Source organism: Micromonospora auratinigra, assembly GCF_900089595.1.
In the GTDB taxonomy this organism is placed as follows: domain Bacteria; phylum Actinomycetota; class Actinomycetes; order Mycobacteriales; family Micromonosporaceae; genus Micromonospora; species Micromonospora auratinigra.
This window is the reverse complement of sequence record NZ_LT594323.1, coordinates 6,269,461-6,294,818: the sequence shown is the minus strand read 5'-3', so window position 1 is coordinate 6,294,818 and position 25,358 is coordinate 6,269,461. Positions and strand designations below refer to the sequence as shown.

The following is a 25,358-nucleotide window of genomic DNA, read 5'->3' as shown; positions in this document are numbered from 1 at the left end:
CCGTCAGGCCGCCGGCACGACGGCGGGGGCACGCAGTTCGGCGGTGGCGAAGCCGGCCACCCCGTCGGCGAACCCGACCCGGCCCCGGAAGCCGAGCAGCTCCGCCGCCCGGGACGGGTCGGCGACCACGTGCCGGACGTCGGCGGCGCGGGCCCCGCCGGCCGCCACGGGTGGTGGCCCGGACATCGCGGCCGACAGGGTGGCGGCCAGCTCGCCGATGGTGTGCGGCTCGCCGGAGCAGACGTTCACCGGGGTCAGCGGTTCGGGCGCGGGGGTGCCGAGGGCGAGCAGGTTGGCCCGAGCCACGTCGGTGACGTGCACGAAGTCGCGCCGCTGCCGGCCGTCCTCCAGCACGGTCGGCGGCCGACCGGCGGCGAGCGCGGAGCGGAACAGCGACGCCACGCCCGCGTACGGGGTGTCGCGGGGCATCCGGGGGCCGTACACGTTGTGGTAGCGCAACGCCCAGGCCCGGCCGCCGGTCTGGGCCGCCCAGGCGGCGACCAGGTGCTCCTGGGCGAGCTTGGTGGCCGCGTACGTGCTGCGCGGCTCCAGCGGGGCGTGCTCCGGCACCAGGCCCGGGGTCAGCGGCGCGCCACAGTCCGGGCAGGGCGGCTCGTAGCGGCCGGCGGCCAGGTCGGCGGGGCGGCGCCGGCCCGGCCGGACCACCCCGTGCGTGCCGCAGTGGTATCGACCCTCGCCGTAGACCACCATCGAGCTGGCCAGCACCAGCCGGTCCACCCCGGCGCGGTGCATCGCGGCGAGCAGCTCGGCGGTGCCGAGGACGTTGTGTGCGGCGTAGCGGGGGGCGTCGGAGGGGTCGAGGCCGTGGCCGACCATGGCGGCCTGGTGGCAGACCGCGTCCACGCCGTCGAGCAGCCGGTCCAGCAGCGCGCCGTCGCGCACGTCGCCGGTGACCGGCTGGTGCCGGGCCGACCAGGTGGGCGCGGCCGGCCCGTGCGCCTCGGGCAGCAGCGCGTCCAGCGCCACCACCCGGTGCCCGGCGTCGGCCAGCAGGTCGGCGACGTGGGAGCCGATGAAACCGGCCGCGCCGGTGAGCAGGATCCGCATGGGCTCCGAGGCTAGGGCCGGACCGGCCCGTTGCGGCCCGGCCGTAAGAACCTCGCAATAGATCGACCACCCGGGCCGTGGCTACGCTGAGCCCACGACGGGGAGGTACGCGTGGCGCAGCGGGTGCTGGTGGTCGACGACGACCGGACGGTCGCCGACGTGGTCTGCCGCTACCTGGAGCACGCCGGCTACGAGGTGGAGCACGTCGGGGACGGGGCCGCCGCGCTGGCCGCCGTGGCCCGGCGCCCGCCGCACCTGGTGGTGCTGGACCTGATGCTGCCGGTCCTCGACGGGCTGGAGGTGTGCCGGCGGCTGCGGGAGCGGCCGGACGGCGTACCCGTGGTCATGCTGACCGCCCGGGGCGACGAGGCCGACCGGGTGCTCGGCCTGCAACTGGGCGCGGACGACTACCTGGGCAAGCCGTTCTCCCCCCGGGAGCTGGTGCTGCGGGTCCGGTCGGTGCTGCGCCGGGCCGGCGGGGAGCCGGCCGGCGTCCTGCCGCAGGTGCTGGCCGACGGCGGCCTGGAGGTGGAGACCGGGCCCCGGATCGCCCGGCTGCACGGCCGGGAGCTGACCCTGACCCTGCGCGAGTTCGACCTGCTGGCGCACCTGATGCGGCACCCGGCGCGGGCGTTCCGCCGGGCCGAGCTGCTGGAGCGGGTGTGGGGGTGGAACTTCGGCGACCAGTCCACGGTGACCGTGCACGTCCGCCGGCTGCGGGAGAAGATCGAGACCGATCCGGCCGACCCGCGGCGCATCGTCACCGTGTGGGGCGTCGGCTACCGCTACGAGCCGGCCGATGCGTGACCTGGCGCTGATCTTCGGGGCGGCGCTGCTCGCGGCGCTGGTGGTCGGGCTGGCCGGCGCGGCGGCGCTGCGGCTGCTGCGCGGCAGGTCCATCACCGTGCACATCTTCGTGCTGCTCACCATGACGGTCGGGGCGGTGGTCGCCGGGGTCGCGGTGATCGCCGAGGCGATGTTCCTCTCCCCGCACGACCTGGAGGTCGTGCTGATCACGGTCTCCGCCGCCGCCGCGGTGAGCCTGGCGGTGGGTTGGCTCTTCGGCCGCCGGCTGGCCGCCGCGGCGGTCTGGGCCGACCAGGCGCGGGAGCGGGAACGCCGGATCGAGAAGGGCCGCCGTGACCTGGTCGCCTGGGTCTCGCACGATCTGCGCACCCCGCTCGCCGGGCTGCGTGCGATGGCCGAGGCGCTGGAGGACGGGGTGGTCGGCGACCCGGCGACGGTGGCCGAGTACCACCGCCGCATCCGGGTGGAGACCGACCGGATGACCCGGCTGGTCGACGACCTGTTCGAGCTGTCCCGGATCAACGCGGGCGCGCTGCGGCTGTCGCTGTCGGCGGTGCCGCTGGGCGACGTGGTGTCGGACGCCGTGGCCGGCACGGCGCCGCTGGCCGCCGCCCGCCGGATCCGGCTGGTGGCCGCCGAGTCGGGCTGGCCGACGGTGACCGGCAGCGAGCCGGAACTGGCCCGGGTGATCGGCAACCTGCTGCTCAACGCGATCCGCTACACCCCGCAGGACGGCACGGTACGCGTCGACGCCGGCCGGGACCCGGACTCCGCCTGGCTGGCCGTGGCCGACAGCTGTGGCGGCATCCCGGAGGCGGACCTGCCCCGCGTCTTCGACGTGGCGTTCCGGGGGGAACCGGCCCGGACTCCCCGCGCCGGCACCGGTGGTGTGGAGGGATCCGGCGGGTTGGGGCTGGCGATCGTACGGGGCCTGGTTGAAGCGCACGGCGGGCGGGTAGACGTACAGAACATCACCGATGGTTGTCGGTTCGTGGTCCGGTTGCCGGCAGCGGGAACCTGACGCATCGATCCTGCGTCATATTCATTTCCATACATGTACAAGTTTCTCTGGGACGGTAATGGTCATGCCGAATCAGCCGAATGACCGGTACCAGCAGGACGCCGAGAGCAGCTGGCAGGCCGCCGAGGCCGCCGGCCGGTTCCCGGCGCAGCCCCGCTACCGCGAGAGCCGCGCCGACACCCTCTCCTGGGCGGAGCTGAACGCGCTGCCGGCCGGCACCTCCACCCGACGCGACCTCAACACCCGCTGACCGGCGGCGGGGAAAGCGACGACACACCCGGGCGCTCCACCCCGGGCGTTCGCACAGGTGTCGGGTAGCGTCTTCTGGTCGAAGAATCCGGCCTACGACAGGAGAAGCTCCCCGCATGGGCAAGAAGACGATCCACGTCTCCGACTTCAGTGGCACGGTGCTGCGTCCCGACGACGAGGTGGTCAAGGTCGTCGTGCTGGAGCACCCTGACCTGGTCGCCGGCCCCGTGCAGCTGGACGCCACGGCGCTGGAGGTGGAGAGCATCGACGACGCGGCGCTGGACGTGGCGGTGGTGGAGATCCACGACCGGCACGGCGGGGGCGAGCCGCGCCGGGTGGTGCTGACCGCCAGCGAGTTCGACGCGATGGCCACCGACGTGCCGATGGCGCAGCTGCTGCGGACCGCCGAGCGGGTGAAGCCGCCCAAGGCCCGGCGCAGCCCGGAGAAGATCGACTACGGCACCATCGAGCACGCCGGCAAGCCGCACCGGGGCCGGGTCACCGAGGAGGAGGCCCGGCTGGTGCGGGAGCGGCTCGACGAGGTCAACAAGCGGCTCGCCGACGCCGGGCTGCGCCAGGTGGACCCGGCCGACCCGGAGCACGCGGCCCGTTACGGTTTCCCCACCGCCGACTGATCCCTGAACGCCGATCGGGCACGCACCCCCGTGGCGCGTCCCCGATCGGCGGTCAGGCCGACATCTTCCGGGCGACCTCGGCCAGCGCCGAGGCGACCTCGGCCTCCGTGCCGGCCTTGTCCAGCCCGAGGCCGGCCAGCGGCCCGTCGCCGCCCTCCTCCTCGATCAGCGCGAGCAGGATGTGCTCGGTGCCGACGTAGTTGTGGCCGAGCCGCAGCGCCTCGCGGAAGGTGAGTTCCAGGGCCTTCTTGCCGCGCGCGTCGTAGGGGATCAGGTCCGGGACTTGCTCGGCCTTCGCCGGCAGGGTCGCGGTCACCGCCTCCCGGAACCGCTCCAGGGGTACGCCCCGAGCCACGATCACCTGGGCGGCGAGCGCCTGCGGGTCGGCGAGCAGCCCGAGGGCGAGGTGTCCGGCACCGATCTCGGCGTTGCCGGCCGCCCGCGCCTCCTCCTGCGAGGCCAGCACCACGTGGCGGGCGCGCGGGGTGAACCGGGCGAACCCCGCGTTGGGGTCGAGCGCCGCCGCCGTCTCCGCCTTGGCGGCCGAGCGCTTCTGGGCGGCCTGCTTGCTCACCCCCATGCTGCGGCCGATCTCGGTCCAGGAGGCCCCCGAGCGGCGGGCCTGGTCCACGAAGTGGCCGATCAGGTGGTCGGCGACGTCGCCGAGGTGGTCGGCGATCAGGACCGCGTCGGCGAGCTGGTCGAGCGCGTCGGGACGCGCCTTCTTGATCCCCTCGATGAGGTCGTCGAGGCGTACCGGGTGGGTCATCTTGACGGGTTCTTCGCTCATGCGTCAACCATAGGTTGACGCATGAGCGAACGTCAACCACTGGTTGACGAAGCCGTCAACTCGACCGACGCGCCACCAGCCAGCCCGCGACCGTCAGCACCGCGCCGAGCACGGCCAGCAGCACCGAGTCGAGCACCGTGAGCCCCAGGAGCAGCAGCACCGCGCCGAGGATCGACAGGGCGAAGGCGCCGGGGTGCCGGGCACCCGGTGGTCGCCAACCCCTTCGTGGCTGTGGCGTCATCCGATCTCCTTCTCGCATCGTGGCCGGTGGGCGCCGGGTGCGGGCCGTCCGCCGGCCCTCACCCCTTCCCCGCCCGTCTCCTCGACCGGGCCAACAGACGGTCCCCGAACAGCGCCACCACCAGCAGCACCGCACCGAGCACCGCGAACAGACCGCCGATCAGGATCTTCGTCCAGCGGTTGAGCCACGCGGCCGAGTCATCGGTGTTGCCGTTCGCGGCGACGAACTGCGCCGGGCTGGACGGGTCGACCCAGACGGTCATCTCGGCGGGCGGGTCCCGATGACAGCCGGTCGCCCCGGCGCACAGGATGCGCTGCTGGTAGTGGCTGCCCTCGTACTCGTAGGTCACCGTGATGGTGTCCGGCCCGCTACCCCGCCCCGACCCGTCGTAGAAGTCCGACACCACGGCCTGGACGGGTACGCCCTCGGCCCGTAACCGGTCCGCCTTCTCGGACACCCGCCACATGTAGCCCGCCGAGGCGACCGCCAGACTCAGACCACCGAGGAGGAACACCACACCCATGGCAACGACCTGCCAGTAGTGACGCCTGTCCGACGGTGCGGCCGCCTCGGCCCGCCTGCCCCTCCTGGCCATCAGACCTCTCTCATTCCGGAACCCGGTTGCACTCTGCCAGATGAGTCCGGCACGACGCGGCACCGCGGGCGGGAGACGGGAACACGGCCCGCACGGTCGACGCCAGCGCCCACTGCCGTCCGGCGGAGCGGCGAGCCACGGGGACGGAGGATGGCCGACACGGCGGCGGGAGGAGACGAAGAAGGCCCCGACCCGGGGACGATGCCCGGGTCAGGGCCTTGATCGTGGTGCGCCGCCAGGGACTCGAACCCCGAACCCGCGGATCAAGAGTCCGCTGCTCTGCCAGTTGAGCCAGCGGCGCTCGTCGGCAACGGGTAGGGCGCAATCACGCGGGCGGAGCGGCCCACGCCGGGCCGGAGACGACCAACCGGCCCTCACCTCCCAGCCGGCGTGGTCGGCCGGCGACGGCGTCGCGCCCGTACCGACCGTGGCGTCGGCGAGTCACTCGGGCGCCACCAGGAGCCGGGCGTAGTTGGCCATCGACCGCTGATAGCGCGGCAGGTGCCGGGAGAGCGCCCCGACGGCGATCGACACCGCCTCCCGCTCCCGGCCGACGCTGGTCAACGCCAGCGCGAGCGTCGCGGTGACCGCGTCGTCGAGTTCGTCGGACCCGCGCTCGCGCTCCTCGGTCAGCAGCCGCACGCTCTCCTCGGGCTGCCCCGTGTTCCGCAGCGAGCTGGACATCTGGATCACCGAGCGCCGTCGACGGATGCCGTCGACGCCCAGTTCCAGCGCCCTCCGGTAGAGCGGAACCGCCCGGTCCGAATGACCTGTTGAGTCCCAGGCGCAGGCCCGCTCGAAGGCCGCCACCGGATGGTCCGGGCCCAGTTCGTCGGCGAGCGCGCCGACGCGTTCGCGGAACTCCGCCGCGTCCCAGTCGTCGGGTGCCGCGTTGAAGGCCGCCCACAGGTCCGCGCTGCGGTGTTCCCAGTCCCCGCTCGGGTTCATCCCGTCCTCCTCATGATCGTCGCTTCGGTCGGGAGCCACTCTGCGAGCGCTGGTACCGTGCCCGCCAGTGATTCGGCGAGGGGCGAACCACCCCCGGTGAGGAGGTGGCCCGGATGGCGGTCACGTTGCGGTTCAGCGCCACCGACCTGCGGCGCTGCCGGTTCGCCGTCTCTCCGCTGCTCGAGACGCTGTCCGCGGTGCGCCTGCTCTCCCCGCGCGAGAGCGTCGGCCCGCACCGTCGCTGGCGCGACGCCCTCGACACGCGCGAACTCGACCTGCGGCCGCTCGCCGCGCTCCAACCTCGCCGCGGCTACACGCCCGACTTCCTCTCACCACCGCCGACCGACCCGCACGCCCGGTTCGAGGACGAGCTCGCGGCCGTGGCGGCCAGCGACCACGCCCGGGTGCGCGCAGAGGTACGGCGAGCGCTGGCGGACACCCCGGGGGCCGCCGATTCGCCGACCGGACGGCTCCTGCTGGGCGACCCGGCCCACGTTCTCCGGACGCTGGTCGCCACCGTGCGCAGAGCGTGGGAGGTCCTGGTCGAACCGGTCTGGCCGCAGGTGCGGGGCCTGCTCGACGCCGATGTGGGGTTCCAGACCCGACGCCTCGCCGAAGGGGGCCTGGACCGGCTGTTCGCCGAACTGCACCCACGACTGCGCTGGCACAACGGCGTGCTGACCCGCGAGTACGGCGACGACGAACACCGCGACATGCGAGGCGAGGGGCTCGCCCTGGTGCCCAGCGCCTTCAAGTGGGACCAGGTCGTCGTCATCGTGGACCAGCCGTGGCAGCCCACGGTGATCTATCCCGCGCGAGGGCTCGGCACGCTCTGGCAACCTCCGCCCGGCGACCGGCACGCGGCGCTGGGCCGGCTGATCGGAAAGACCCGGGCGGCACTGCTGCTCGACCTCGACGAGCCGGCCAGCACGACGACGCTGGCCCACCGCCACGCCCTGGCCGCCGGCACGGTGTCCGGGCATCTGTCGGTGCTGCGCGACGCGGGGTTCGTCACCGGGCAGCGCCACCGACACGAGATCCGCTATCGACGGACGCCGCTCGGCGAAGCCGTGCTCCGTTAGCGCGGCGCCCCGTCGTCGTGCACCACCCGGCCCCGGAAAGCACGAAGCTCCAACCGGCGTGAACGCCGATCGGAGCTTCGCGTGTGGTGCGCCGCCAGGGACTCGAACCCCGAACCCGCGGATTAAGAGTCCGCTGCTCTGCCAGTTGAGCTAGCGGCGCTCGCCGGCAACGGAGAGAGACGATAGCAGGCGCGGCGGCGAGGGTCGGCAGCGCCCGGGCAGGAAGCGTCGGCGGCGGCCCCGCACCTCCGTCAGGGCTGCGGGATCACGGGTAGCGACTCCAGGGCGTGCATCAGGGTGCTGGGGCGCCACCGCGGCACGAAGTCCGCCGGCAGCCGCATGTCCGGGTACCGGGACAGCAGCGCGGTGAACACCACCCGCGCCTCCAGGCGGGCCAGCGGAGCCCCGAGGCAGTAGTGGATGCCGTGCCCGAACGCCAGGTGGGAGTTGGCGGGCCGGCCGGCGTCGAAGGCGGCCGGGTCGGTGAAGCGCGACTCGTCGCGGTTGGCCGAGAGCAGGGAGAGCAGCACCGTGGACCCGGCGGGGATGGTGTGCCCGCCGATCGTCACCTCCCGGGTCGTCGTCCGGTGCGTGGCGAGCTGCACGGGACTGTCGTGGCGCAGCAGTTCCTCGATCGCCGGGGCGAGCAGGTGCGGATCGCGCCGCAGCCGCTCCCACCGCCCACGCTCCTCCAGCAGCCGGTACGCTCCGTTGCCGATCAGGTTGGCCGTGGTGTCGTAGCCGGCTATCAGCAGCAGGAAGGCCGTGGAGGTCAGTTCCTCGTCGCTGAGCCGGTCTCCCCCGTCGCTCTCGGCCACGAGCGCCGACAGCAGGTCGGGTCCGGGGTCGGACCGCTTCGCGGTCAGTTGGCGACGGAGGTAGTCGAGCAGGGCGGCACGGGCCGCCGGCGCCTCGGCCAGCCGGGGCGCTCCGGCGACGATCACCTCCACCCACTCCCGGAAGGTGGCGCGGTCGTCGACCGGGACCCCCAGCAGCTCGCAGATCACCGCGATGGGCAGCGGAAACGCGACCTCCCGGATCAGGTCATGGACGCCGGGCTCGGCGAGGCCGTCCAGCAGCCGATCGGTGACGTCGGTCACGAAGGCCGTCATGCCGTCCACCCGCCCCGGGGTGAACGCCGCCTGCACCAGGCGGCGCAGCCGGGTGTGGTCGGGCTGGTCCGCCGCCAGCATGTGCCGTTCCGTGGCGGCCCAGACGTCGGCGGGCATCGGAGGCCGCATGCCCAGCGGCGAGATCAGTTCCCCCTTGGACAGGCCGGGGTCGGCCAGGGCCGCCCGTACGTGTTCGTAGCGGGTCACCAGCCAGCCGGTCCGCCCGTCGGGGAGCGGCAGCGCCGCGACCACCTGTTCCTGGCGGATCCGGCGCAGCACCTCGTGCGGGTCCCCGTGGAAGAAGCCGACGAAGGGTTGCCGCGAGTGATCGTCCACATCGGTCATTGCGCCACACCCGACCCCCGGGCCGCCAGGGGTGCGGCACGCCGAACCCGGCGCGAGTCGGGGATGCGACTGCCCGAGGACCTCGGGGCCGGAGGACGGGGTGGCCGCCCATCCGGTTCGCCGACGACGCCCGCCGCCGGCGGCGCCCGGCACGTCTCGATCAGCCGAGCCCCGGCCACGTACCCGAAAAAGGCCCCGCCTGGTGGACAACCATCGGATCAGGGCCCTGCTCGTCGGTGCGCCGCCAGGGACTCGAACCCCGAACCCGCGGATTAAGAGATAGATGCATGTCGACTCTTACCGTCTAACTGAGTCCCATGGGTCCAACTAGTGCCGGTCAGGCTGCGACTTCGCCGAGAAGCTGTACCGCTCAGTCCACCGGGTGCTTGGCCGTCCAATTTCGCCGGAGCACCCACAGAGCACCACATGGGGGTCGCTCGAGCCAGGCGATCGCTGTGCGGTGAAGTGGCCCTTGTGCGTCGCGCGGATGCGTCGTACGGTACAGAGGCCGGGACGTCGGTTGATCCGTCTCCCCTGCCTGCCGCTTCCTCTCGCGGAGCCCACCTCGTGGCCTGAGTGCCGAGGGCTACAGAACCGCTTGCGGCCATACCCGTCTGACTGGTGAATGGCGTTTCGCCGATCTGCCGTCTCGCGCGTTCCATGCTCACTGGGTTTCCGCTGCCACGTCCGTGGTCAGCGTCGCTTCCGCCGTGAGAGGGGCACCACCATGTACGTCCGACTCCGTCACCTCCAGCAAGATCCTGTCAGCGCCTGGTTCACGGAGACCTTTCCGCACCAGGATGGGCTGCGCGCCGAGATCGCGGCGGACCTCAGCCGCTGTCCGGTCCTGCTGACCGACCCGCCGGACAAGTCGTACTTCGGGCGCGTCGTCGAACTCGCCATCGGCTTGGCCCTAGGCGATCAGAACCCGTACCCGCGCCTGTTCCGCTGCCTCGACCCCGGCCTCGCGACCCGGTTACTCATCATGGCCGGCCATCAACCGGTTGCCGGTGCCACAGGCTACGACGCTGGGCGCCGCAGCCACCCCGCAGCGCGTCCGGCGCGGCTCTTCACGGCCGCCAGCCGGCTCGCTCACGTCCATGTCGTGCTCAACGCATTCGACCGCCAACACTCCGACGCTGACGCTGTGGCCAACACCCGTCAGGTTCTCGCGCAGTACCCACACCTCCTCTACGGCGCCCCCCGAGAGACGTACCAGACGAGGCGCGCCTTCCGTATCGTGTGGTCGAGCTACCACAGCGGCTTCCACGACGCTCTGCGCTCGTACGGACCGGCGACCGCGCAGCTGTCCCTGCTCGACGGACACCGCCACGCCGACTTCCTCCTCGGCACCACCGTGCTGGAGGTGAAGAGCGGCCGCCTCGACGAAGACCGCTACCTCGACGAGCTGATCCGTCAGATCCTGACCTACGCACTGCTCGCGCATCACGACGGTCACCCCGTGACCCACGTCGCGGTCTACGCGACTCGATACCAGCGGCTGCTGCGATACCGCTTCGACGAGCTGACCCACCAACTCGCCGCCAATCCCATCGACCTCACGGCGACGGCGGCCGAGCTGGCCACCCTCATCAGAAACCAGCCCCGGTACGGGCTGGCGGCCTGACCACCCGACGCCGTCCAGGAGAGCCGCAATGGGCCGCTCGGCCCATAGGACCCGCACGCCGGGATCGACAACAATGGAGCCCGTCTTGGGGGAGGTCATCGATGGCTGGGTTGTTCGACGGGTTCGAGGGCTATCGCGTGGCGAGCGAGGCCGAGTCACGTCAGGCATTGACCACAGCGCTGGTCGCGGTGGACGCCAACGTGCTTCTCAACCTCTACCGCTACAACGCGCGGACGACGGCGGACCTGTTGGCGATCTTCGAGAAGCTCGAAGATCGTCTCGTTGTTCCCTACCAGGCGATGCGCGAGTTCCACCGCAACCGGCTCAGCGCCATCGGCAACCCCGAGCATGCGACAGGTGAAGCCCGCGCCGCCCTGGAGAAAAGCCGGGCAGCGGCGGTGCGGGCTCTTGAGACCTGGTCCAAGCAACTGGCCATCGACGATGCCGAACTGCAGAGGCTGCACGCTGACGTCGACGAGGTGTTTCAACGTCTACGGGATGCCATCGCCAGCGCCACGCCCGACCGTGTTCACCCCTCCACACCAGCGGACGCAGACCCCGTACTCAGCAGACTCTCCGCGCTTCTGGCCGGCAAGGTACTCGGACGCCCTGAGGACAAGGTCTGGAACGGCCTGATCGCCGAGGGCAACAAGCGCGTTGACGCATCCATACCTCCCGGCTACCTGGACGCCGACAAGGCCGACCAGCACCCAGAGGGCGCCGCCGGTGACTACCTCGTCTACCAGCAGGCATGCCACGAGGCGAAAACGCGGGATATGGACCTCATCATCGTCACGAACGACGAGAAAGAGGACTGGTGGTGGCGCCGCGGGCCGGACATGATCGGACCGCGACAGGAGATGACGAAGGAGTTCTTCGACAGCACGGGCCACCAGTTGTTCCTGATGCGAGCCAGCGACCTGCTCAACCGATCCCAGGCTCTCGACGTCGAGGTGAACCCGGAGTCCGCCCGAGACGCCGACGTCAACCGTCCCGATCTCCACGATCCTGGCATGTGGACCGCGGAAGCGGTGGACATGCTGCTCCAGCAGCTGCGCGGCGAAGGCCGACGTGACCTCGCTGATGTGATCACTGCTGCCGCATCCGCTGGAGGCGCCATCAGTCGGGAGAACATCTACACCCTCTGCGGTTACCACGAGGACCGCATGCTGCGCGGCATCACCCGACCCACCGCACGCATCACCGCCGACCTGCAGGCCGCCAAAGTTCTACCGCCCTCCGTCACACCGATGATGACCCCGGTGTACATCGACGCCGGCCCCCTGAGCGCCATCCGCATCCCGTCAGAGGTCGTGGATGTTCTTGGCCCGGGCGCCACACCGCCCACGACAGCGCCGGACGCAGAAACGAGCGGCAAGTACCAGCCACTCGCGGACTACCTGGCGGCGCTGGATATCGAGGCGACGTCCATGACTTTCGGTGAGATCGAAGACATCCTCGGCGACACCCTTGCCCCCTCGGCCCGCAAGCACCTCCCCTACTGGTACTCGTCGCAGAACTCACTCTGCAAAGCGGTAGCGGCAGCAGGCTTCAAGGCTCGCGGCGTGCGCACAGACTCCGAGGTCGTGGAGTTCGTCCGCCACTCCTGACGAGGTCATCCCGCCAGGGATTCCTTGCTCGGCCCGCCATCACCGGTGCCATCGGATCGCCGATGTCTGCTTCAGCGCCGTTCAACGCCAGTAGGTGCTGCGATAGGTATTGACGGAGGACTGCAACCCCTACGCCTCGGCTCCCGTACCGACGCTCAGGAGCAGCGGCACGACCCGTTCACCGAGATCCGCACCTCACATGACGGGCAGAACTCCACTCCCCGCGCGTCGACCTTGGACGGCATCCAGCGATCCCTGGTCTGCAGCTGACGAGCCGCAGTTGATGCAGATCGGTTTGATTCGATCTTGCCGACCGGAGCCTCTTGCTGTGTCGCCTTGCTGACTTTCGAACCGGCTCGCCCCTTACCGGCCTTGCCTCGGCGTCTTTTCGGGGTCGAGATTCTCGTACCAGGTATCGCCATACCAGGTGGCGGAAGGATGCTCCTCACCAGATCGGTCGACACGTTCGACCACCCCATGTCGCGAAGATAGCGCGAAATCTCCCAGGTTGCCCACAGCGGGTGACGCAAGTGGATGCGCAGGACAGTCCGGCGGACCTCCTCCGCAGAAGGGAGCCTCTCGATGGGTCGAGTTGCCGCGGCTGCCGTCGCCTTCTTCTGCGGCTTCGGTGTGCGTCTGATCCGGGACTGGACCCGCCGCACGGCGACAGCGACATCTTTGGACGTCAGGCGGGCCCAACCGCCGCCCTTGCGGTGAAGAATTTGCTGCACCGATTCGTCTGCACCGGACCGGAGAATAGTCGAGATCTCACTGTCGAGTTCGCGAGTTGACGGCTTCGGCGCATGCCGAACGGCATCAGGCTTGACCGTCACGTCCGCCTTCCCACGCCGGCGGGCGGGCCGCCCGAATTTGATACCGCGAGAAGCGGCAGCACGATCGGGTCCGGCCACAGCTCGATCCAGCCACGCATCGGGACCACGATCAGGAGCCTCGTCATCGGTCATGTCGCCCGCCGATGGTGAGCCGTGGTCGAGGTACCAGTCGTTGATCGTGCGACGCCTGACCACCCGCGCCTCTTTCGACGTAGAGATCGAGATCCGATGATGGCACCTCGCGCGCGGGATGTCAGCATGTCTCTCTGCCGTATATCCGACGCCGAGGCGAGCACGAACAAGGTGCTGTGCTGAGCGGCGCAGCAGGCGGCTATTCGCTGGGGCTCTTCGGCCGCCGTCTTGGTCAGAAGCACGACTGAGCCGCCGCACAACGACGGCATGTAAGGCATATCCATTCAAGCCGGTGGCACCTACAGTGGTGCGGTGCTGACCCTCGGCGTCGACCTTGCAGCGGCGGACACGCGTACGGCGATGGCCACGGTCGAATGGCTACCGGGCAGGGCGGTGGTGCGGGACCTGGTCCTCGACGTCAGCGACGCCCGCATCGTCGGGGCCAGCGAGCATGTGGACAAGGTGGGGCTGGATTGTCCCCTCGGCTGGCCGGAGCCTTTCGTCGCGCTCGTGCAGGCCCACCGCCTCGGCCAGATCGCCGTCGCTGATGGCGATGGCGCCCAGTGGCGCCGTGGCCTGGCGTACCGGCTGACGGACGAGGTGGTCCGCCAGGAGACCGGCATCATCCCGCTGAGCGTGTCCGCGGACCGCATCGCGCACGCCGCCTTCCGCTGCGCCGGGTTGTTGGCGATGCTCGCCGCCGCCGGACACGACGTGGACCGTACTGGCGGCGGGAGAGTCGTGGAGGTGTATCCAGCGGCGGCCCTGTACCGCTGGGGATTGGCGCACCGCGGTTACAAGGGCCGAGGCCAGCAGGTACAGCACGCCCAGTTGGTGACTGCGCTTGGCGAGGCGGCGCCCTGGCTGGATCTGGGGGCGTTCGAGGGGCTGTGTCGACGCAGCCATGACGCGTTCGACTCGGTGATCGCGGCCGTGAACGCGCGCGCTGCGGCGATCGGCATGGCGGCCCAGCCGAGTGACGAGCAGCGGCCGACCGCGTGTGTCGAGGGCTGGATCGCGCTCCCGACCGGTCCGCTCCGCGAACTCATCGATGGCGCGAACGAATGAGCGGAGGGTGTGGATGGCCTCGGGGTTGAGCTGGTTGGACAGTTCCCGTGATGATCAGAGTCAGATGCGTGAGCTGCTCAAGCTGTTCAGCGACGCGGAGAGCCGGGACGAGCTGGGTGTCGGGCAGGTACGCGACGCGTTCAGCGACCTGCTGTTTCCCGGAACGTCGGTGCTGCAGACCCGGGCACGGTATCTGCTGATCGTGCCGTGGTGTTTTCAGGAGGCGCAGCGGCGCGGGCTGCGCGGTGAGCGCCTCTCCGCGCAGGTGGACGGCACCGAGCGGAAGGTGATCGCCGCGCTGCTGCGCGGGGCTGATACCGAGGGTGTGATCGGGCGGCGGGCTGGTGTCGGGGTGCGGATCCTGCCGTCGACCATCTACGCGGCGGCGCTACTGCGGTACGGCATCCGCACAGGTGACGACGACATCGCGGACCGACGGGTGACGTCTGGTTCGTCCGAGGCCGATGAGCTGGCCGACCAGTCAAGCGGCCCGTGGCATGCGACGCTGCCGACAGCGCCGGCGAACTTCCCGAATGAGGTCGACGGCGGGCTGACGTTGCCTCCGCAGGAGGCCCGGTGGCTGCGGGAGAGGCTGCTTGCCGCAGCGCCGGACACACTGTTGGCGTTCCTGCTCCAACCCGAGCACCGGCCCGTCGCCGACGGTGACGTGCCATGGGAGCCTGCGGCACTCGCCGCGCCGGAGCCGGTCGGTTCCGTGGTCAGAGACGCGCAGCGGTTCTCGCTGGCGATGCACGGGGCGGCGTTGCTGTACAACCTGCTCGTGGCCGAGCGCTACGAGCAAGCTGGTCTGACCGAGCACGAGAATCCGGCGGATGGGTACCGCGAAGCTCTGCGGGAGTGGAGCGATCGGGTGGCGGCGTTGCCGGGCCTCAAGGGCTGGCAACGGTCGGGGATGTGGGCCAGGGTGATCGAGCAGAACCCGCGGATCGCCACGAACGCGGCGGCCCGTCAGTTCATCGAGCGGTGGCTCGACGCGGTGACCAGCGGAGCCGCCGGTGACGCGGCCATCGACCGGGGTCTGCGGGCTCTCGTGGACGAGCGGGAACGGTCGGTGAAGAAGGGCCAGTCGCGGTTGGTCAACGACAAGCTGCTGCGCACGTGGAGTGGCGCGTCGGGAAGTCGGCAACTGGTGTTCCGGTGGCCGCAGGTGCGCCGGATCCTCGCCGACATCCACGACGGCTGCGCCACTACCTTGCCGGAGGCTGCCGGTGCTCGCGCCTGACTCCCGCGCCCTGCTGCTCGAGGCGCTGCGACCTCCAGCGGGCGCGCAGCTGTCCCGGGCCGTGGCGTTGACGTTCACCCTGGACCTGGAGAGCCTGCTGATCGCGCCGTTGGCGTTCGCCGCGCACGGTATGCGGGAGTCGACGGACCCGATCACGGTGATGGAGGGGGTGCGGCGCTGCGCCGACCGGATCGATGTGTTCTGTCAGGCCGGGCAGATCACCGTGCCCCCGACGCGGTCGGCGCTGCTGGCTTTCGTGGAGCCCATGGTGCACCAGGTACGCCGGCCCAAGCCCGGGCACCTGTTTCACCCGAAAGTGTGGGCGCTGCGCTTCCGCGACGAGACGACCGGCGAGACGTCGCTGCGGCTGCTGGTACTCAGCCGGAACCTGACCAAGGACCGCAGCTGGGACGTCTGCCTGCGCCTGGACGGGGCGATCGGCGCGCGACCGAGGGCGGACAACCGGCCTCTGTTTGATCTTGTGCGGCATGCGGTGCGGCTGGCGGTCGCGCCGCTACCGCCCGGCCGGCAAGGGGCGGTCGAGGCGCTGGCGGAGGACCTGCGCCGGGCTGAGTGGGAACTCCCCGACGGCGCGCGGGAGATGATCTTCCACGCGCTGGGTGTGCCCGGCGCCCGGCCGCCGCGTTTCGAGGGCACGCGTCACCTCGTCATCTCTCCGTTCTGCACGCCGGGCGGCCTGGACCGGTACGCGCCGGGGGGTCAGCTGGCCCTGGTGAGCCGGCAGGAGACCCTCGACTGCCTGCCGGAGGAGATGGTGGCCGGGGTGGAGGCGTTCGTGGTCAATGCTCTGGCGGGTCTGCCCGCCGAGGGGGCGCCGTCGGGCCAGGAGGTGCTGCACGGGCTGCACGCGAAGGTGTACGTGGTGGAGAAGGGCCACCAGGCGCGGGTCTTGCTCGGTTCCGCGAACGCCACCGACGCGGCGTTCGGCGGGAACGTCGAACTGCTGGTGGAGCTGGTCGGCAGCCGCGCCCAGTGGGGCATCAACACCGTCCTCGGCCCGGAAGCCGGTCTGCGCGGGATCCTCGAACCCTACGACCGCCACGATGCCACCGAGTCGGAGCCGGAGCCGACCGCGCTACTGGACTTGATCCGCGACATCGCGGCCATCCCCCTGTCGGGCACCGTCATCCCCGACGCCGACAGCTACAGCATCCGGCTCACCTCACAGGAGGACCTGCCCAACCTGCCGGGGGTGCGAATCACCGCGCAGATGCACGCCCGTCGCGGTGAGGCGGTGCCGCTGGTCGCGGGACAGCGGGCGGCCGCCGTGTTCACCGGACTTGCGCTGGCCGACATCACCCCGTTCATCGTCATCACCGCCGAGGACGCCACCGGCCGAGAGCAGACCGTCGTCCTGGCCACCCTGATCGGCGACCCCGCCCACCGGCTCGATCACGTGCTCGCCCAGCAGATCGACACCCCGGAGAAGTTTTTGCGGTTCCTGCTGCTGATCCTCGGCCTCGGCTCCGACGCTGCCGCCGCCGGGAACGGAGAGGTCGGCGGATCGGGTGCCTGGCGCGCCGGCGGGACCGGGATCCTTGAGCTGCTGCTCAACGCTCTCGTCGACCGGCCGGACCAGCTCGACGACCTGGCCCGGCTGGTGACCCGCATCGACGCCAACCGGGACAGCCACCGGCTGCTACCGGCCGGCTTTCCCGAGCTGTGGCGGGTCATCACGGCGGCACGCGAGACCACGACAGAGGCGGTGCGCGCATGAATCGGTACGACGCCGGGCCGGTCATGGCAGGGTTGAAGGACTTCCAACGCGCCACCGTCGCGCATGTCATCGACCGGTACTTCGGCGCCGATCCGACCCGCCGGTTCCTGGTCGCCGACGAAACCGGACTCGGCAAGAGCGTCGTCGCCCGGGGCGTCATCGCGCAGACCTTGCAGCGGTTGCAGGACGACGACAGCGTGAATCGGGTCGACGTCATCTACGTCTGCTCCAACCAAGACGTCGCCCGGCAGAACATCGCCAGGCTCCGGGTCACCCCCGACGAAACCGTCACACTGTCCAGCCGGCTCACCCTGCTCGCCAAAGACGCCCACCAGCTCAACGCCGCGACGACCACCGCGGGCAAGCCGATCAACCTGGTCGCGTTCACCCCGGGCACCTCATTCGACCAGGGGTGGCGCACCGGCACGGCCGAGGAACGCGCCCTGCTGTTCCTGATCCTGGAGCAGGCCGGTGCGTGGAACGGTTGGCGGACCAGGGCCGCGCTGCGCGCCCTGCAGGCCGGCGTCGCGAGCCCCGCCCGGTTCGAGGAACAGTGCGACCGGCTGTGGGAGCACCTCGACGGGACCCTCGACCGCACCATCACCCGCGAGTTCCTGCGACTGGCCCGTCGACGGGGGCTGCTGGAACAGTTCGACGCGCTGCTCGACGACATCGGCCGCCGCCCCGCTCTACCCGACGCGCTCCGCGAGACAGCCCGCACACTCACCGGCGCCCTACGAACCACGCTCGCCACCGCCGGCGTCGAGGCCCTCGAGCCCGACCTGATCATCCTCGACGAGTTCCAACGGTTCCGGGAACTGCTCAACCCGGAGGGCGGCGAGGGCGCCGAGCTTGCCCGGCACCTGTTCGACTACCGAGCCGCCCGGGTGCTGCTGCTGTCCGCCACCCCCTACAAGCCGTTCACCTTCGCCGAAGAGGCCACCGCCGGCGAGGACCACTACCGTGACTTCCGGCAGGTGCTGCGGTTCCTCACCGACGACGAGTCGTGGCACGCCGACGTGACGAAGGCGTTCGAGGCGTACCGGGACGCGCTGGTGCGTGGCGAGCCGTGCGGTGACCTGCGCGACTGGCTACGGGACCTGCTCCTGCGGGTCATGTGCCGTACGGAACGGCCCGCGCTGGTGCAGGACGGCATGCTGCGGGAGCACATCACCGTCGCCGACAACCTCCGGGCCCACGACGTCCGCAGCTACGTGGCGATGCGCAAGATCGCCACCGTCGTCGGCGCTCCGATGACCGTGGAGTACTGGAAGTCCGCCCCGTACTTCCTCAACTTCCTCGACGGCTACCAGCTCGGCGACAAGGTCCGCGCCGCGCTCGACGGCCAACCGCACCCCGAGGTGTCCGCGCTGCTGGCCTCCGCCCATCTCCTCGACGCCGACGCGATTAACCGACGGGAACCGGTCGACCTCGGCAACGGCCGGCTGCGGCAGCTCGCCGCCGACACCGTCGACCAGGGCTGGTGGCAACTGCTGTGGCTGCCCCCATCCCTGCCCTACCACGCGCTCGGCGAGCCGTTCGCCACCGCGGCGCGCGACGGCATCACCAAGCGGCTGCTGTTCTCGTCCTGGAACGCCACCCCCACCGCCGTGGCAGGGCTCCTCAGCTATGAAGCCGAACGGCGGCTCGGCGCCACCGGGGAACGCCATCGGCACCTCGACTACCGCATGGAACACGACCGACCCGCGGCGATGAGCGTCCTGGCATTGTTCTGGCCCCACCCCGCCCTGGCCGCCCTGTGCGACCCGCTGACCCTGGCACGCAGACAGCCCGACGAGACCACACCGCTCGACGTGGTCGAACGCGAAGTGCGGGAACAGCTGCTCGCTCACGCTTTCACCGACGCCGCGGCCACCGAAGCGAGCCCCGCCGAGCCGTGGGAGCTGGTCTTCCGGTGGCCCGGCGCCGACCCCGGCCCGGACGACGCCGCTGCCGCCCTCGGCGCCTCCGCTGACGAGGACGGCGCGGCCACCGGCCTGGATCGGCACGTTCAGCGAGCCCGCGAGCTGACCAGTAATGCCCGCTACCCGGCAGCAGACCAGCTCGACGGTCTGCTCGGCAGCGTCGCGGAGATCGGCCTGCACGGGCCCGGCAACATCGCCTGGCGAGCACTATCCCGGCTGATCCACCCCGACGATCCGGTCACACCCGCAGGGCACTGGCGCGCCGCGGCGATCCTGGCCAACGGCCTGCGATCCCTGTTCAACCGGCCCGAATCCGCGCAGCTACTCGACAGCCTGTCGATAGGCCCGGTCTACTGGCAAGCGGTGCTGCGCTACTGCGCCGCCGGCGGCCTGCAGGCCGTCCTCGACGAGCACCTGCACACCCTACGCAGCGGCGCCGCCGACACCCGCCTCGACGACGAAGAACTCCGCCGGCTCGCCGACGAGGCCCGGCAGGCGATCGCCAGCCGACCGTCGACGTACGAAGCCTTCGACCCGCACCACCCCCAGGAGCGGATCAAACTCCCCGGCCGGTTCGCGCTGCGCTACGGCGGCCGCGGCGAAGAACAATCCCAAGTCAACCGCAAAGAGACCGTCCGCCGGGCCTTCAACAGCCCGTTCTGGCCGTTCGTCGTCGCCACCACCAGCGCCGGCCAGGAAGGCATCGACTTCCACCAGTGGTGCTCCGCCGTCGTGCACTGGAACACCCCCGCCAACCCCGTCGACTTCGAGCAGCGGGAGGGTCGGGTCCACCGCTTCGGTGGGCACGCCGTGCGCCGCAACATCGCCGCCGCACACCGCGCTCAGGCCTTGCGCTCCCCCGAGCCGGACGTGTGGAAAGCCCTGTACGACGCGGCACGAGCGGAGTCCGGAGAACTCGGCGACTTCGCCCCGTACTGGGTGTTCCCCGGGCCGGCGAAGATCGAACGGCACGTCCTGCCCTACCCGCTCAGCCGCGACCAAGCGAAACTCGACCGGCTCAAATCGGACCTGGCTATGTACCGACTGGCGTTCGGCCAACCCCGGCAGGAAGACCTACTCAACCTGATCCGACGTCGAGAGACCGACGCCGCGCACGTACCCGACATCCTGGATCTGCGACCGGCCCCCGAAGGGAAACGACAGTGACGGAACAGCCGGCATGGCAGCTCATCCTCACCGCAGCGCACCAGCTCACGACACACAAACCCAACTTCAGCCGAGCGGAACTGATCGACGAGGTCCAACAGCTCGACCCGACGCGACACCCGCACTCGCTCGGCCCCGTCATCCAGGGAATGACCCGGGACATCACCGGCGGCCCGCCGAGCCCGTGCGGGACGCCGCTCATCCGGGTGGAACGTGGCCGCTACACGCTCGCCGGCAGCGGACCGTCCCCCTCCCCCGCACCTCAGCCAGTGATCCCGGCCCAGCACCACTCCGGGTCCGAGTCGGCGGAGTCCCGCGCCGACATTGCCCTGATCGGCTGCGTCAAGACGAAACTTGACCACCCTGTGCCAGCCGGCGACCTGTACGTCTCACCGCTGTTCATCCGCCGCCGCACCTACGTCGAACGGCACGCCCGCCGCTACTACATCCTGAGCGCCGAGCACGGCCTCGTGGCGCCCGAAACGGTGATTGCACCGTACGACACCGCCCTCGCCCAGCAGAGCAAGGACTATCGGCGGGCCTGGGGCCAATGGGTCACGGCCAAGCTGATACGCGCAGAGGGTCAGGTGCTCGACCGCGTGGTCGAAATCCACGCCGGCGACGAGTACGCGCAAGCGATCGCACCGCTGCTCATCCAGGCCGGAGCGACGGTTCGCCGACCGCTGGCCGGGCTATCGTTCGGCGAGCAGCTCGCCTGGTACGGCCGGCAGCCCCCACCACCAGCGCCAGAACAACCCGCGGCCCTCGCCCCCCAGCCCCGGGAGGCCATCCGGTCGCTCGCGCCCACCGGCATACCCGCTCCCGTTCAGCCAGATGCGCGTGCCGTCGTCGCTGCCCTGCTGAAGTACGGGCGGGAACATCAGGCCGAACGGGCCGGCACCCCACCCCGATTCACACCGCACCCCGAAGCCAACACGCTGATCCTGACCGACCCGTTCGCGTTCCTGCTGGCGGTCATCTTTGACCAGGGCATACCCGCCGAGCGTGCCTGGAAGGCACCGTACGACCTGCGCCAGCGCCTCGGACACCTCGACCCGGCACGGATGGCGGCCGAACCAGAGCAGGTACGTGACGCCGTCGCCCAACCGCAGGCACTGCATCGGTTCGTCAACAACATGCCCGCATGGTTGGTCGCCGCCGCCATCATCGTCGCGAACGAATACGGTGGCGACGCCGGCCAGATCTGGGCGGACGAACCCCACGCGACCGACCTGGCCACCCGGCTGCGGAGGTTTCCCGGTATCGCACAGAAGAAGTCGGCGATGGCAGTAGAAATCCTGGCCCGCGACCTATCAGTGCCGATCCGGGAGCTATCCGGGACGGACATCGCCTACGACGTGCATTTACGACGAGTATTCCTCCGTACGCGACTCGCCGAGCGCGACGACCTCGACCACATGGTGGAAGTCGCGCGATGGCTGCACCCCGAGCGGCCCGGAGAGCTGGACTTCCCCGCCTGGCTGATCGGACGACGCTGGTGCGGACCAGGCACGCCCGACTGCGGCACCTGCCCTCTGCGCGCCATCTGCCCGAAGGACATCGCCCAAGCGGCGGCGGTGTAAGGGAACACCCCTGTCCGGTCTACCTGATCGGCCAAGTCAGCATCAACGTGGCCACCGAGCGGCAGGCGTAGTCTTCGTGACCTACGTGCTCTCTCGACCAGCGGACTTTGCGCATGCGCCCCCAGGAAGCCCACCTGGACCAGCAGGTCCGACGCCCCACGGTCCGCACAGAATACCCAGGTCAGCCCCACTGCCACACGTCCCAACCAGTCCAGGCAGTCCCGCAGATTAAGAGCTTGCTCCTGGGCGAGTCGTTGCGTCCAGCCCCGTCGCGTGAGTCCATCTATTCGCGGTCAGGCCCAAGCTCTGCCCAGGCAACATTCCGCTCAGTCCAACAACTGCGGGCCCGTCCATCGCGCCCGAGCACCCACGGAGCCCCCGGGTCATGGGGTCTCCATCGCCCGAGGATTGCCGCTCGGTCGGGTCTGCGCGATCGACGCCTTACGTTGGACTGTCCGGACGGCTCGCTCGGACGGCTGGAGCTGCCATCCCAGCCGCGGCGGCTACCGCCGCCTCAACCGAGCCCTCTGCACCGTGGTCCTGGTCCCCATGGCCACGACCCCCGCGCCCGCGTCTACATCACCCGCCGCACTGCTTAAGGACGCACGAAACGCGAGGTAACGCGCAACATCAAGCGCTACATCCGCCGGCAACTCTTCGGAGCCCTGACTGGCACACGCCCAGCTATCAGCACCCGTTGACAGCCACAGACGTATCTCAAAGTAACCGCCGCCAGGGTGAGGCCTGACCGATCAGCGTGGGCGTCGACGCCTCCGTGCGGTCGTACTACTCATGTGCCGCCAGATGGCGTAGTCAAGACGGATCGGGTCCACGCCGAACTCCGCCGCAGCCGCTATCACGAGCGCTCGTGCCTCGTCTCGACTGACGTGACGGCCGATGGCGTTGGAGGCGAATCGGATGATCCAGGTGTCGGCCTTCACTCCAGGGATGCCGAGGCTCATGCCGAGGTATTCCCAGGTGACCTCGCCGAGGCCACGCACCGACGTGTAGGCGCGCCGCTGGTCGGCCCTACATACGTCGTCGTCAGGTTCCACCTGGTCGGCGTGCCGCACGCCAACGGTGACCAACTCCGTCGCCGCTTCAACGATCGCCGCCGCCTTGGACACGCCTGCTGTCCGCTGCGCGATTTCGAGCACATCCTGCAGGTCTTTCGCGGACCAAGCGGCCAGCCGGGTGAGATCGTCCAGGCGTTGCCTGTCCTCGTGCCGGCGGTACCGCGCTAGCGCACCCCGCACGCCGTTATCCGGACGCCCGTACCTGGCTTGAATGGAAAGCACCGCATCAATCAAGGCCGCTTCGACTTCGCCCCGCCAGCCGCCTGGGTAGGGCGCCCACTCGAAGCATCGGCAGGCATCTACCACCGCTATCACATCGGCGGCCTTCACCTCGGTCACTCGCTCTCGCGGATGTAGGTTATCCCGAATGCCTTGACTTGGCGGAACTCTTGGAGCTTGGTCGCGAGGTCAAATGCGTCACCGGTAACGTACTGAAAGATATCGAGGCCGCGGCCGAGGAGGATTCTCCAGCCGGTGTCCGTGACGATCGAGCGGTCGTGAATCGTATTGTCGAACGCGACGTCAAAGTTGACGCCCCCGACCGCCGCACCCTGCTTGATCTTGAGGAGGAACTCAAGCTGCTTGCGCAGCTTGTCCGCGCCCCCCTCGATGTTCTCCGCAGTGATCAGCTTGACGTTGACCTCGTCGGCTGCGTCCTTCGTCCTGGCGATCGCCTCCATGAGTTCCATGAGGTTGCGGGCCTGGTGGAACTGACGAATGTAGGGGTCGATGATCGTGATCTGCCCCGCACCGCGCAGGTAAGGGATGACGAGCGTGTCGAATGAGACGCCACGCTGGTTCTCCTGGAAATCTCGGTGCCCCTCGAACAGCGGCGGCTCGGCGACCGGCGCGGGCTCGCGCTGTGCTTCTGCCTCCGTGGTCGGCGCCGAACCACCTGGCCTCGGTTCGCCTCCATCGTCAAGGGTCTCGGCACCCTCGCGGCGCTCGCGGTAGTAGTAGGCCGGATACTCGTCCTCTTCGAGCGTCGAGACCGAGTGCCAGGATCCACCGGTGTCCAGGTAACCGAACTTGACCTCGGCCATCGTCGAGTCAATGCGCAGGATCTGGTCCTTGACGCGCTTGCGGCCCTCGATCGCGAACCGGAGGATCTCCTCGATCTCCTCAGGCGTGGCCTCCCCGTGTGGATAGAGGATCTTCATCAGCCCGGAGAACGTCTTGTGGATGCCGTCACGGTCACGGGTTGAGATGTCCGACGAGAGCGTGAAGTGCTGTTGGTAGCGGTCCGAGTAGTCCGCCGAGCGCATCGACTTGAGCACCTCGGCGATGTAGTCCACGACGAACCCGTAACCGCTGGAGAACATCTCCCCGCGGATCGTGTCGACCTCCCAGCCCGGAATGTAGTGGTGCAGCCGGTCGAGGTAGGCCGAGTCGTGGTAGCTGTCGGGCAGCTCGTCGAACAGGTCGGAGTGCTTGAGCATGTACGGCACGGTGTGCGAGGTGTTGCCGACGAACACCATCGACGCCTCCGCGCCGAGCGTCTCGACGCCGCGCGAGAACGACTTGTTCGCCATGTAGTTCTTCATGATGTCGACGAGCGCCCTGTCCGCGCGCTTCTTCTTGCCTGCGAACTCGTCGAAGGCGACGACATCCCAGTAGCCGACCAGGCCGATGCGCCCGTTGGCATTGTTGACGAACAGCTTCGGCACTGTGACCTCGCCGCCGGAGATGAGCATGCCGTGGGGCGAGAACTCCGAAAAGATGTGCGACTTGCCGGTGCCCTTGGGGCCGAGTTCCACGAGGTTGTAGTTGCGCTCGACGAAAGGGATGAGCCGCACGAGCTGAATGAGCTTGGCTCGCCGGCCGAACAGTTCGGGGTTGAACCCGATGGACTGCACCAGCAGGTCGATCCACTCGTCGGTGGTGAAGTCCCGTCGGGCGGCCAGGTAGCCCTCGAAGTCGAAGTTCGACAACTGGATGGGTTTGATCGAGCCGAGAATCCACGGCACGACCCACGCGTCCTCGCTGTGGAAGTACTCGATGTCGCAGATGCACCAGACGCCGCCGACGAGCAGCTTCGGATGGGCCTTGATCGTCGCGGGTTCGACGAGCACGCCCTTGATGCCGAGGTTTGCGAACTCTGCCTCGTACACGTCGGCTTTTTCGTTGAGCGTGGCGGTCACCTTGTCGATGATGCGGTGCCGCCCTCGTTCGCGGATCGTGGATTTCACCAGCTCGGACTGGTTCCGGTGCACATAGTGATCGGCCAGGATCTTGCGCACCGTGTCGATACCCGCCTGGATAGTGGCCTCGTCGTCGGAGGCCGCGTACTGACCGAGCAGGTACTCAAGCACGTACGACGGCACGATGGCGTTGCCCTTGACAGCCTTGACTAGGTCCTTGCGGACGACCACGCCGGGGAACAGAAGGTTAATCTTGAAGTCGAGGTCGCTCTGGCGCGGTGCGCCAGCGTCGGGCGCCTCGTTCTCGGTCTCGCTCATCCGG

21 protein-coding genes and 2 tRNA genes are annotated in these 25,358 nt (G+C 69.9%); 12 read left to right on the top strand and 11 right to left on the bottom strand.

Annotation, left to right across the window (positions count from 1 at the left end; all coding sequences use genetic code 11):
- Positions 1-3: 3 nt before the first annotated feature.
- A complete protein-coding gene (locus tag GA0070611_RS28815) occupies positions 4-1,068 on the bottom strand; it encodes an NAD-dependent epimerase/dehydratase family protein (protein ID WP_091671410.1) in 1,065 nt (354 codons plus the stop codon).
- A gap of 111 nt (positions 1,069-1,179) precedes the next feature.
- Between GA0070611_RS28815 and GA0070611_RS28810 the strand changes: the two genes are divergently transcribed.
- From GA0070611_RS28810 to GA0070611_RS28795, 4 genes are all read left to right on the top strand, one after another.
- Positions 1,180-1,875 (top strand): response regulator transcription factor, encoded by a 696-nt coding sequence (locus GA0070611_RS28810; RefSeq protein ID WP_091671407.1) that lies wholly within the window; start codon positions 1,180-1,182, stop codon positions 1,873-1,875.
- Positions 1,868-2,896 (top strand): sensor histidine kinase, encoded by a 1,029-nt coding sequence (locus tag GA0070611_RS28805; protein ID WP_091671405.1) that lies wholly within the window; start codon positions 1,868-1,870, stop codon positions 2,894-2,896. Before GA0070611_RS28810 ends, GA0070611_RS28805 begins: the two co-directional genes overlap by 8 nt.
- A 64-nt stretch (positions 2,897-2,960) precedes the next feature.
- The gene (locus tag GA0070611_RS28800) at positions 2,961-3,146 is read left to right on the top strand and encodes a DNA repair protein (RefSeq protein WP_091673596.1); all 186 of its coding nucleotides are present in this window, start codon (positions 2,961-2,963) and stop codon (positions 3,144-3,146) included.
- 115 nt (positions 3,147-3,261) lie between these two features.
- Positions 3,262-3,780 (top strand): hypothetical protein, encoded by a 519-nt coding sequence (locus GA0070611_RS28795; protein WP_091671402.1) that lies wholly within the window; start codon positions 3,262-3,264, stop codon positions 3,778-3,780.
- 52 nt (positions 3,781-3,832) lie between these two features.
- On the opposite strand, the gene GA0070611_RS28790 is transcribed toward GA0070611_RS28795, so the two are convergent.
- The 5 genes from GA0070611_RS28790 to GA0070611_RS28775 form a co-directional block, all read right to left on the bottom strand.
- Entirely contained in the window at positions 3,833-4,570 is a 738-nt protein-coding gene (locus GA0070611_RS28790) for a Clp protease N-terminal domain-containing protein (RefSeq protein ID WP_091671400.1), read from the bottom strand.
- A 55-nt stretch (positions 4,571-4,625) separates the two neighbouring features.
- Positions 4,626-4,811 (bottom strand): hypothetical protein, encoded by a 186-nt coding sequence (locus tag GA0070611_RS31230; RefSeq protein ID WP_157740413.1) that lies wholly within the window; start codon positions 4,809-4,811, stop codon positions 4,626-4,628.
- Positions 4,812-4,869: 58 nt separating this feature from the next.
- The gene (locus GA0070611_RS28785; protein ID WP_157740412.1) at positions 4,870-5,334 is read right to left on the bottom strand and encodes a DUF3592 domain-containing protein; all 465 of its coding nucleotides are present in this window, start codon (positions 5,332-5,334) and stop codon (positions 4,870-4,872) included.
- 297 nt (positions 5,335-5,631) lie between these two features.
- Positions 5,632-5,707: transfer RNA gene (locus GA0070611_RS28780), tRNA-Lys, on the bottom strand.
- Between the two features lie 140 nt (positions 5,708-5,847).
- Positions 5,848-6,354: a tetratricopeptide repeat protein gene (locus GA0070611_RS28775; protein ID WP_091671396.1), complete on the bottom strand. Its 507-nt coding sequence runs from the start codon at positions 6,352-6,354 to the stop codon at positions 5,848-5,850.
- A gap of 113 nt (positions 6,355-6,467) precedes the next feature.
- On the opposite strand from GA0070611_RS28775, the gene GA0070611_RS28770 reads away from it, so the two are divergent.
- Positions 6,468-7,436, top strand: coding sequence for an ArsR/SmtB family transcription factor (locus GA0070611_RS28770; RefSeq protein ID WP_091671393.1), 969 nt, complete (start codon positions 6,468-6,470; stop codon positions 7,434-7,436).
- Between the two features lie 84 nt (positions 7,437-7,520).
- Here the strand turns inward: GA0070611_RS28770 and GA0070611_RS28765 are convergent.
- Both GA0070611_RS28765 and GA0070611_RS28760 read right to left on the bottom strand, forming a co-directional pair.
- Positions 7,521-7,596, bottom strand: a tRNA-Lys gene (locus GA0070611_RS28765).
- Between the two features lie 91 nt (positions 7,597-7,687).
- Positions 7,688-8,893 (bottom strand): cytochrome P450 family protein, encoded by a 1,206-nt coding sequence (locus GA0070611_RS28760; RefSeq protein WP_091671390.1) that lies wholly within the window; start codon positions 8,891-8,893, stop codon positions 7,688-7,690.
- 727 nt (positions 8,894-9,620) lie between these two features.
- On the opposite strand from GA0070611_RS28760, the gene GA0070611_RS28755 reads away from it, so the two are divergent.
- On the top strand, positions 9,621-10,520 hold the full coding sequence (locus GA0070611_RS28755) for a hypothetical protein (protein ID WP_091671387.1): 900 nt from the start codon (positions 9,621-9,623) through the stop codon (positions 10,518-10,520).
- 101 nt (positions 10,521-10,621) lie between these two features.
- On the top strand, positions 10,622-12,130 hold the full coding sequence (locus GA0070611_RS28750; protein WP_091671385.1) for a PIN-like domain-containing protein: 1,509 nt from the start codon (positions 10,622-10,624) through the stop codon (positions 12,128-12,130).
- Positions 12,131-12,285: 155 nt separating this feature from the next.
- On the opposite strand, the gene GA0070611_RS31225 is transcribed toward GA0070611_RS28750, so the two are convergent.
- The gene (locus GA0070611_RS31225; RefSeq protein WP_157740411.1) at positions 12,286-13,158 is read right to left on the bottom strand and encodes a hypothetical protein; all 873 of its coding nucleotides are present in this window, start codon (positions 13,156-13,158) and stop codon (positions 12,286-12,288) included.
- Between the two features lie 249 nt (positions 13,159-13,407).
- Between GA0070611_RS31225 and GA0070611_RS28745 the strand changes: the two genes are divergently transcribed.
- Genes GA0070611_RS28745 through GA0070611_RS28725 form a run of 5 tightly spaced genes read left to right on the top strand, consistent with a single transcriptional unit; the run spans position 13,408 to position 21,819 of the window.
- Positions 13,408-14,163, top strand: coding sequence for a DUF429 domain-containing protein (locus GA0070611_RS28745; RefSeq protein ID WP_091671383.1), 756 nt, complete (start codon positions 13,408-13,410; stop codon positions 14,161-14,163).
- Positions 14,147-15,406, top strand: coding sequence for a DUF6361 family protein (locus GA0070611_RS28740; RefSeq protein ID WP_331715319.1), 1,260 nt, complete (start codon positions 14,147-14,149; stop codon positions 15,404-15,406). Before GA0070611_RS28745 ends, GA0070611_RS28740 begins: the two co-directional genes overlap by 17 nt.
- Positions 15,393-17,144, top strand: coding sequence for a phospholipase D family protein (locus tag GA0070611_RS28735; protein ID WP_091671377.1), 1,752 nt, complete (start codon positions 15,393-15,395; stop codon positions 17,142-17,144). The genes GA0070611_RS28740 and GA0070611_RS28735 overlap by 14 nt, the downstream gene beginning before the upstream one ends.
- Positions 17,141-20,236 (top strand): C-terminal helicase domain-containing protein, encoded by a 3,096-nt coding sequence (locus tag GA0070611_RS28730; protein WP_091671374.1) that lies wholly within the window; start codon positions 17,141-17,143, stop codon positions 20,234-20,236. The genes GA0070611_RS28735 and GA0070611_RS28730 overlap by 4 nt, the downstream gene beginning before the upstream one ends.
- A complete protein-coding gene (locus GA0070611_RS28725; protein ID WP_091671372.1) occupies positions 20,233-21,819 on the top strand; it encodes an endonuclease III domain-containing protein in 1,587 nt (528 codons plus the stop codon). The genes GA0070611_RS28730 and GA0070611_RS28725 overlap by 4 nt, the downstream gene beginning before the upstream one ends.
- 752 nt (positions 21,820-22,571) lie before the next feature.
- Here GA0070611_RS28725 and GA0070611_RS28720 read toward each other — a convergent pair.
- Positions 22,572-23,234 carry a hypothetical protein gene (locus GA0070611_RS28720; RefSeq protein ID WP_091671370.1) on the bottom strand — a complete coding sequence of 221 codons (663 nt, stop codon included), beginning with the start codon at positions 23,232-23,234 and terminating at the stop codon, positions 22,572-22,574.
- Positions 23,231-25,354 (bottom strand): BREX system Lon protease-like protein BrxL, encoded by a 2,124-nt coding sequence (gene brxL, locus GA0070611_RS28715; protein ID WP_091671368.1) that lies wholly within the window; start codon positions 25,352-25,354, stop codon positions 23,231-23,233. The genes GA0070611_RS28720 and brxL overlap by 4 nt, the downstream gene beginning before the upstream one ends.
- Between the last annotated feature and the right edge of the window lie 4 nt (positions 25,355-25,358).

Bases quoted from the DNA above. Each gene is read 5' to 3' on its own strand.
- GA0070611_RS28815 (WP_091671410.1), bottom strand. From the start codon at position 1,068: ATGCGGATCCTGCTCACCGGCGCGGCCGGTTTCATCGGCTCCCACGTC.
- GA0070611_RS28805 (WP_091671405.1), top strand. From the start codon at position 1,868: ATGCGTGACCTGGCGCTGATCTTCGGGGCGGCGCTGCTCGCGGCGCTG.
- GA0070611_RS28800 (WP_091673596.1), top strand. From the start codon at position 2,961: ATGCCGAATCAGCCGAATGACCGGTACCAGCAGGACGCCGAGAGCAGC.
- GA0070611_RS28795 (WP_091671402.1), top strand. From the start codon at position 3,262: ATGGGCAAGAAGACGATCCACGTCTCCGACTTCAGTGGCACGGTGCTG.
- GA0070611_RS28790 (WP_091671400.1), bottom strand. From the start codon at position 4,570: ATGAGCGAAGAACCCGTCAAGATGACCCACCCGGTACGCCTCGACGAC.
- GA0070611_RS31230 (WP_157740413.1), bottom strand. From the start codon at position 4,811: ATGACGCCACAGCCACGAAGGGGTTGGCGACCACCGGGTGCCCGGCAC.
- GA0070611_RS28785 (WP_157740412.1), bottom strand. From the start codon at position 5,334: ATGGGTGTGGTGTTCCTCCTCGGTGGTCTGAGTCTGGCGGTCGCCTCG.
- GA0070611_RS28775 (WP_091671396.1), bottom strand. From the start codon at position 6,354: ATGAACCCGAGCGGGGACTGGGAACACCGCAGCGCGGACCTGTGGGCG.
- GA0070611_RS28770 (WP_091671393.1), top strand. From the start codon at position 6,468: ATGGCGGTCACGTTGCGGTTCAGCGCCACCGACCTGCGGCGCTGCCGG.
- GA0070611_RS28760 (WP_091671390.1), bottom strand. From the start codon at position 8,893: ATGACCGATGTGGACGATCACTCGCGGCAACCCTTCGTCGGCTTCTTC.
- GA0070611_RS28755 (WP_091671387.1), top strand. From the start codon at position 9,621: ATGTACGTCCGACTCCGTCACCTCCAGCAAGATCCTGTCAGCGCCTGG.
- GA0070611_RS28750 (WP_091671385.1), top strand. From the start codon at position 10,622: ATGGCTGGGTTGTTCGACGGGTTCGAGGGCTATCGCGTGGCGAGCGAG.
- GA0070611_RS28740 (WP_331715319.1), top strand. From the start codon at position 14,147: ATGGCGCGAACGAATGAGCGGAGGGTGTGGATGGCCTCGGGGTTGAGC.
- GA0070611_RS28730 (WP_091671374.1), top strand. From the start codon at position 17,141: ATGAATCGGTACGACGCCGGGCCGGTCATGGCAGGGTTGAAGGACTTC.
- brxL (WP_091671368.1), bottom strand. From the start codon at position 25,354: ATGAGCGAGACCGAGAACGAGGCGCCCGACGCTGGCGCACCGCGCCAG.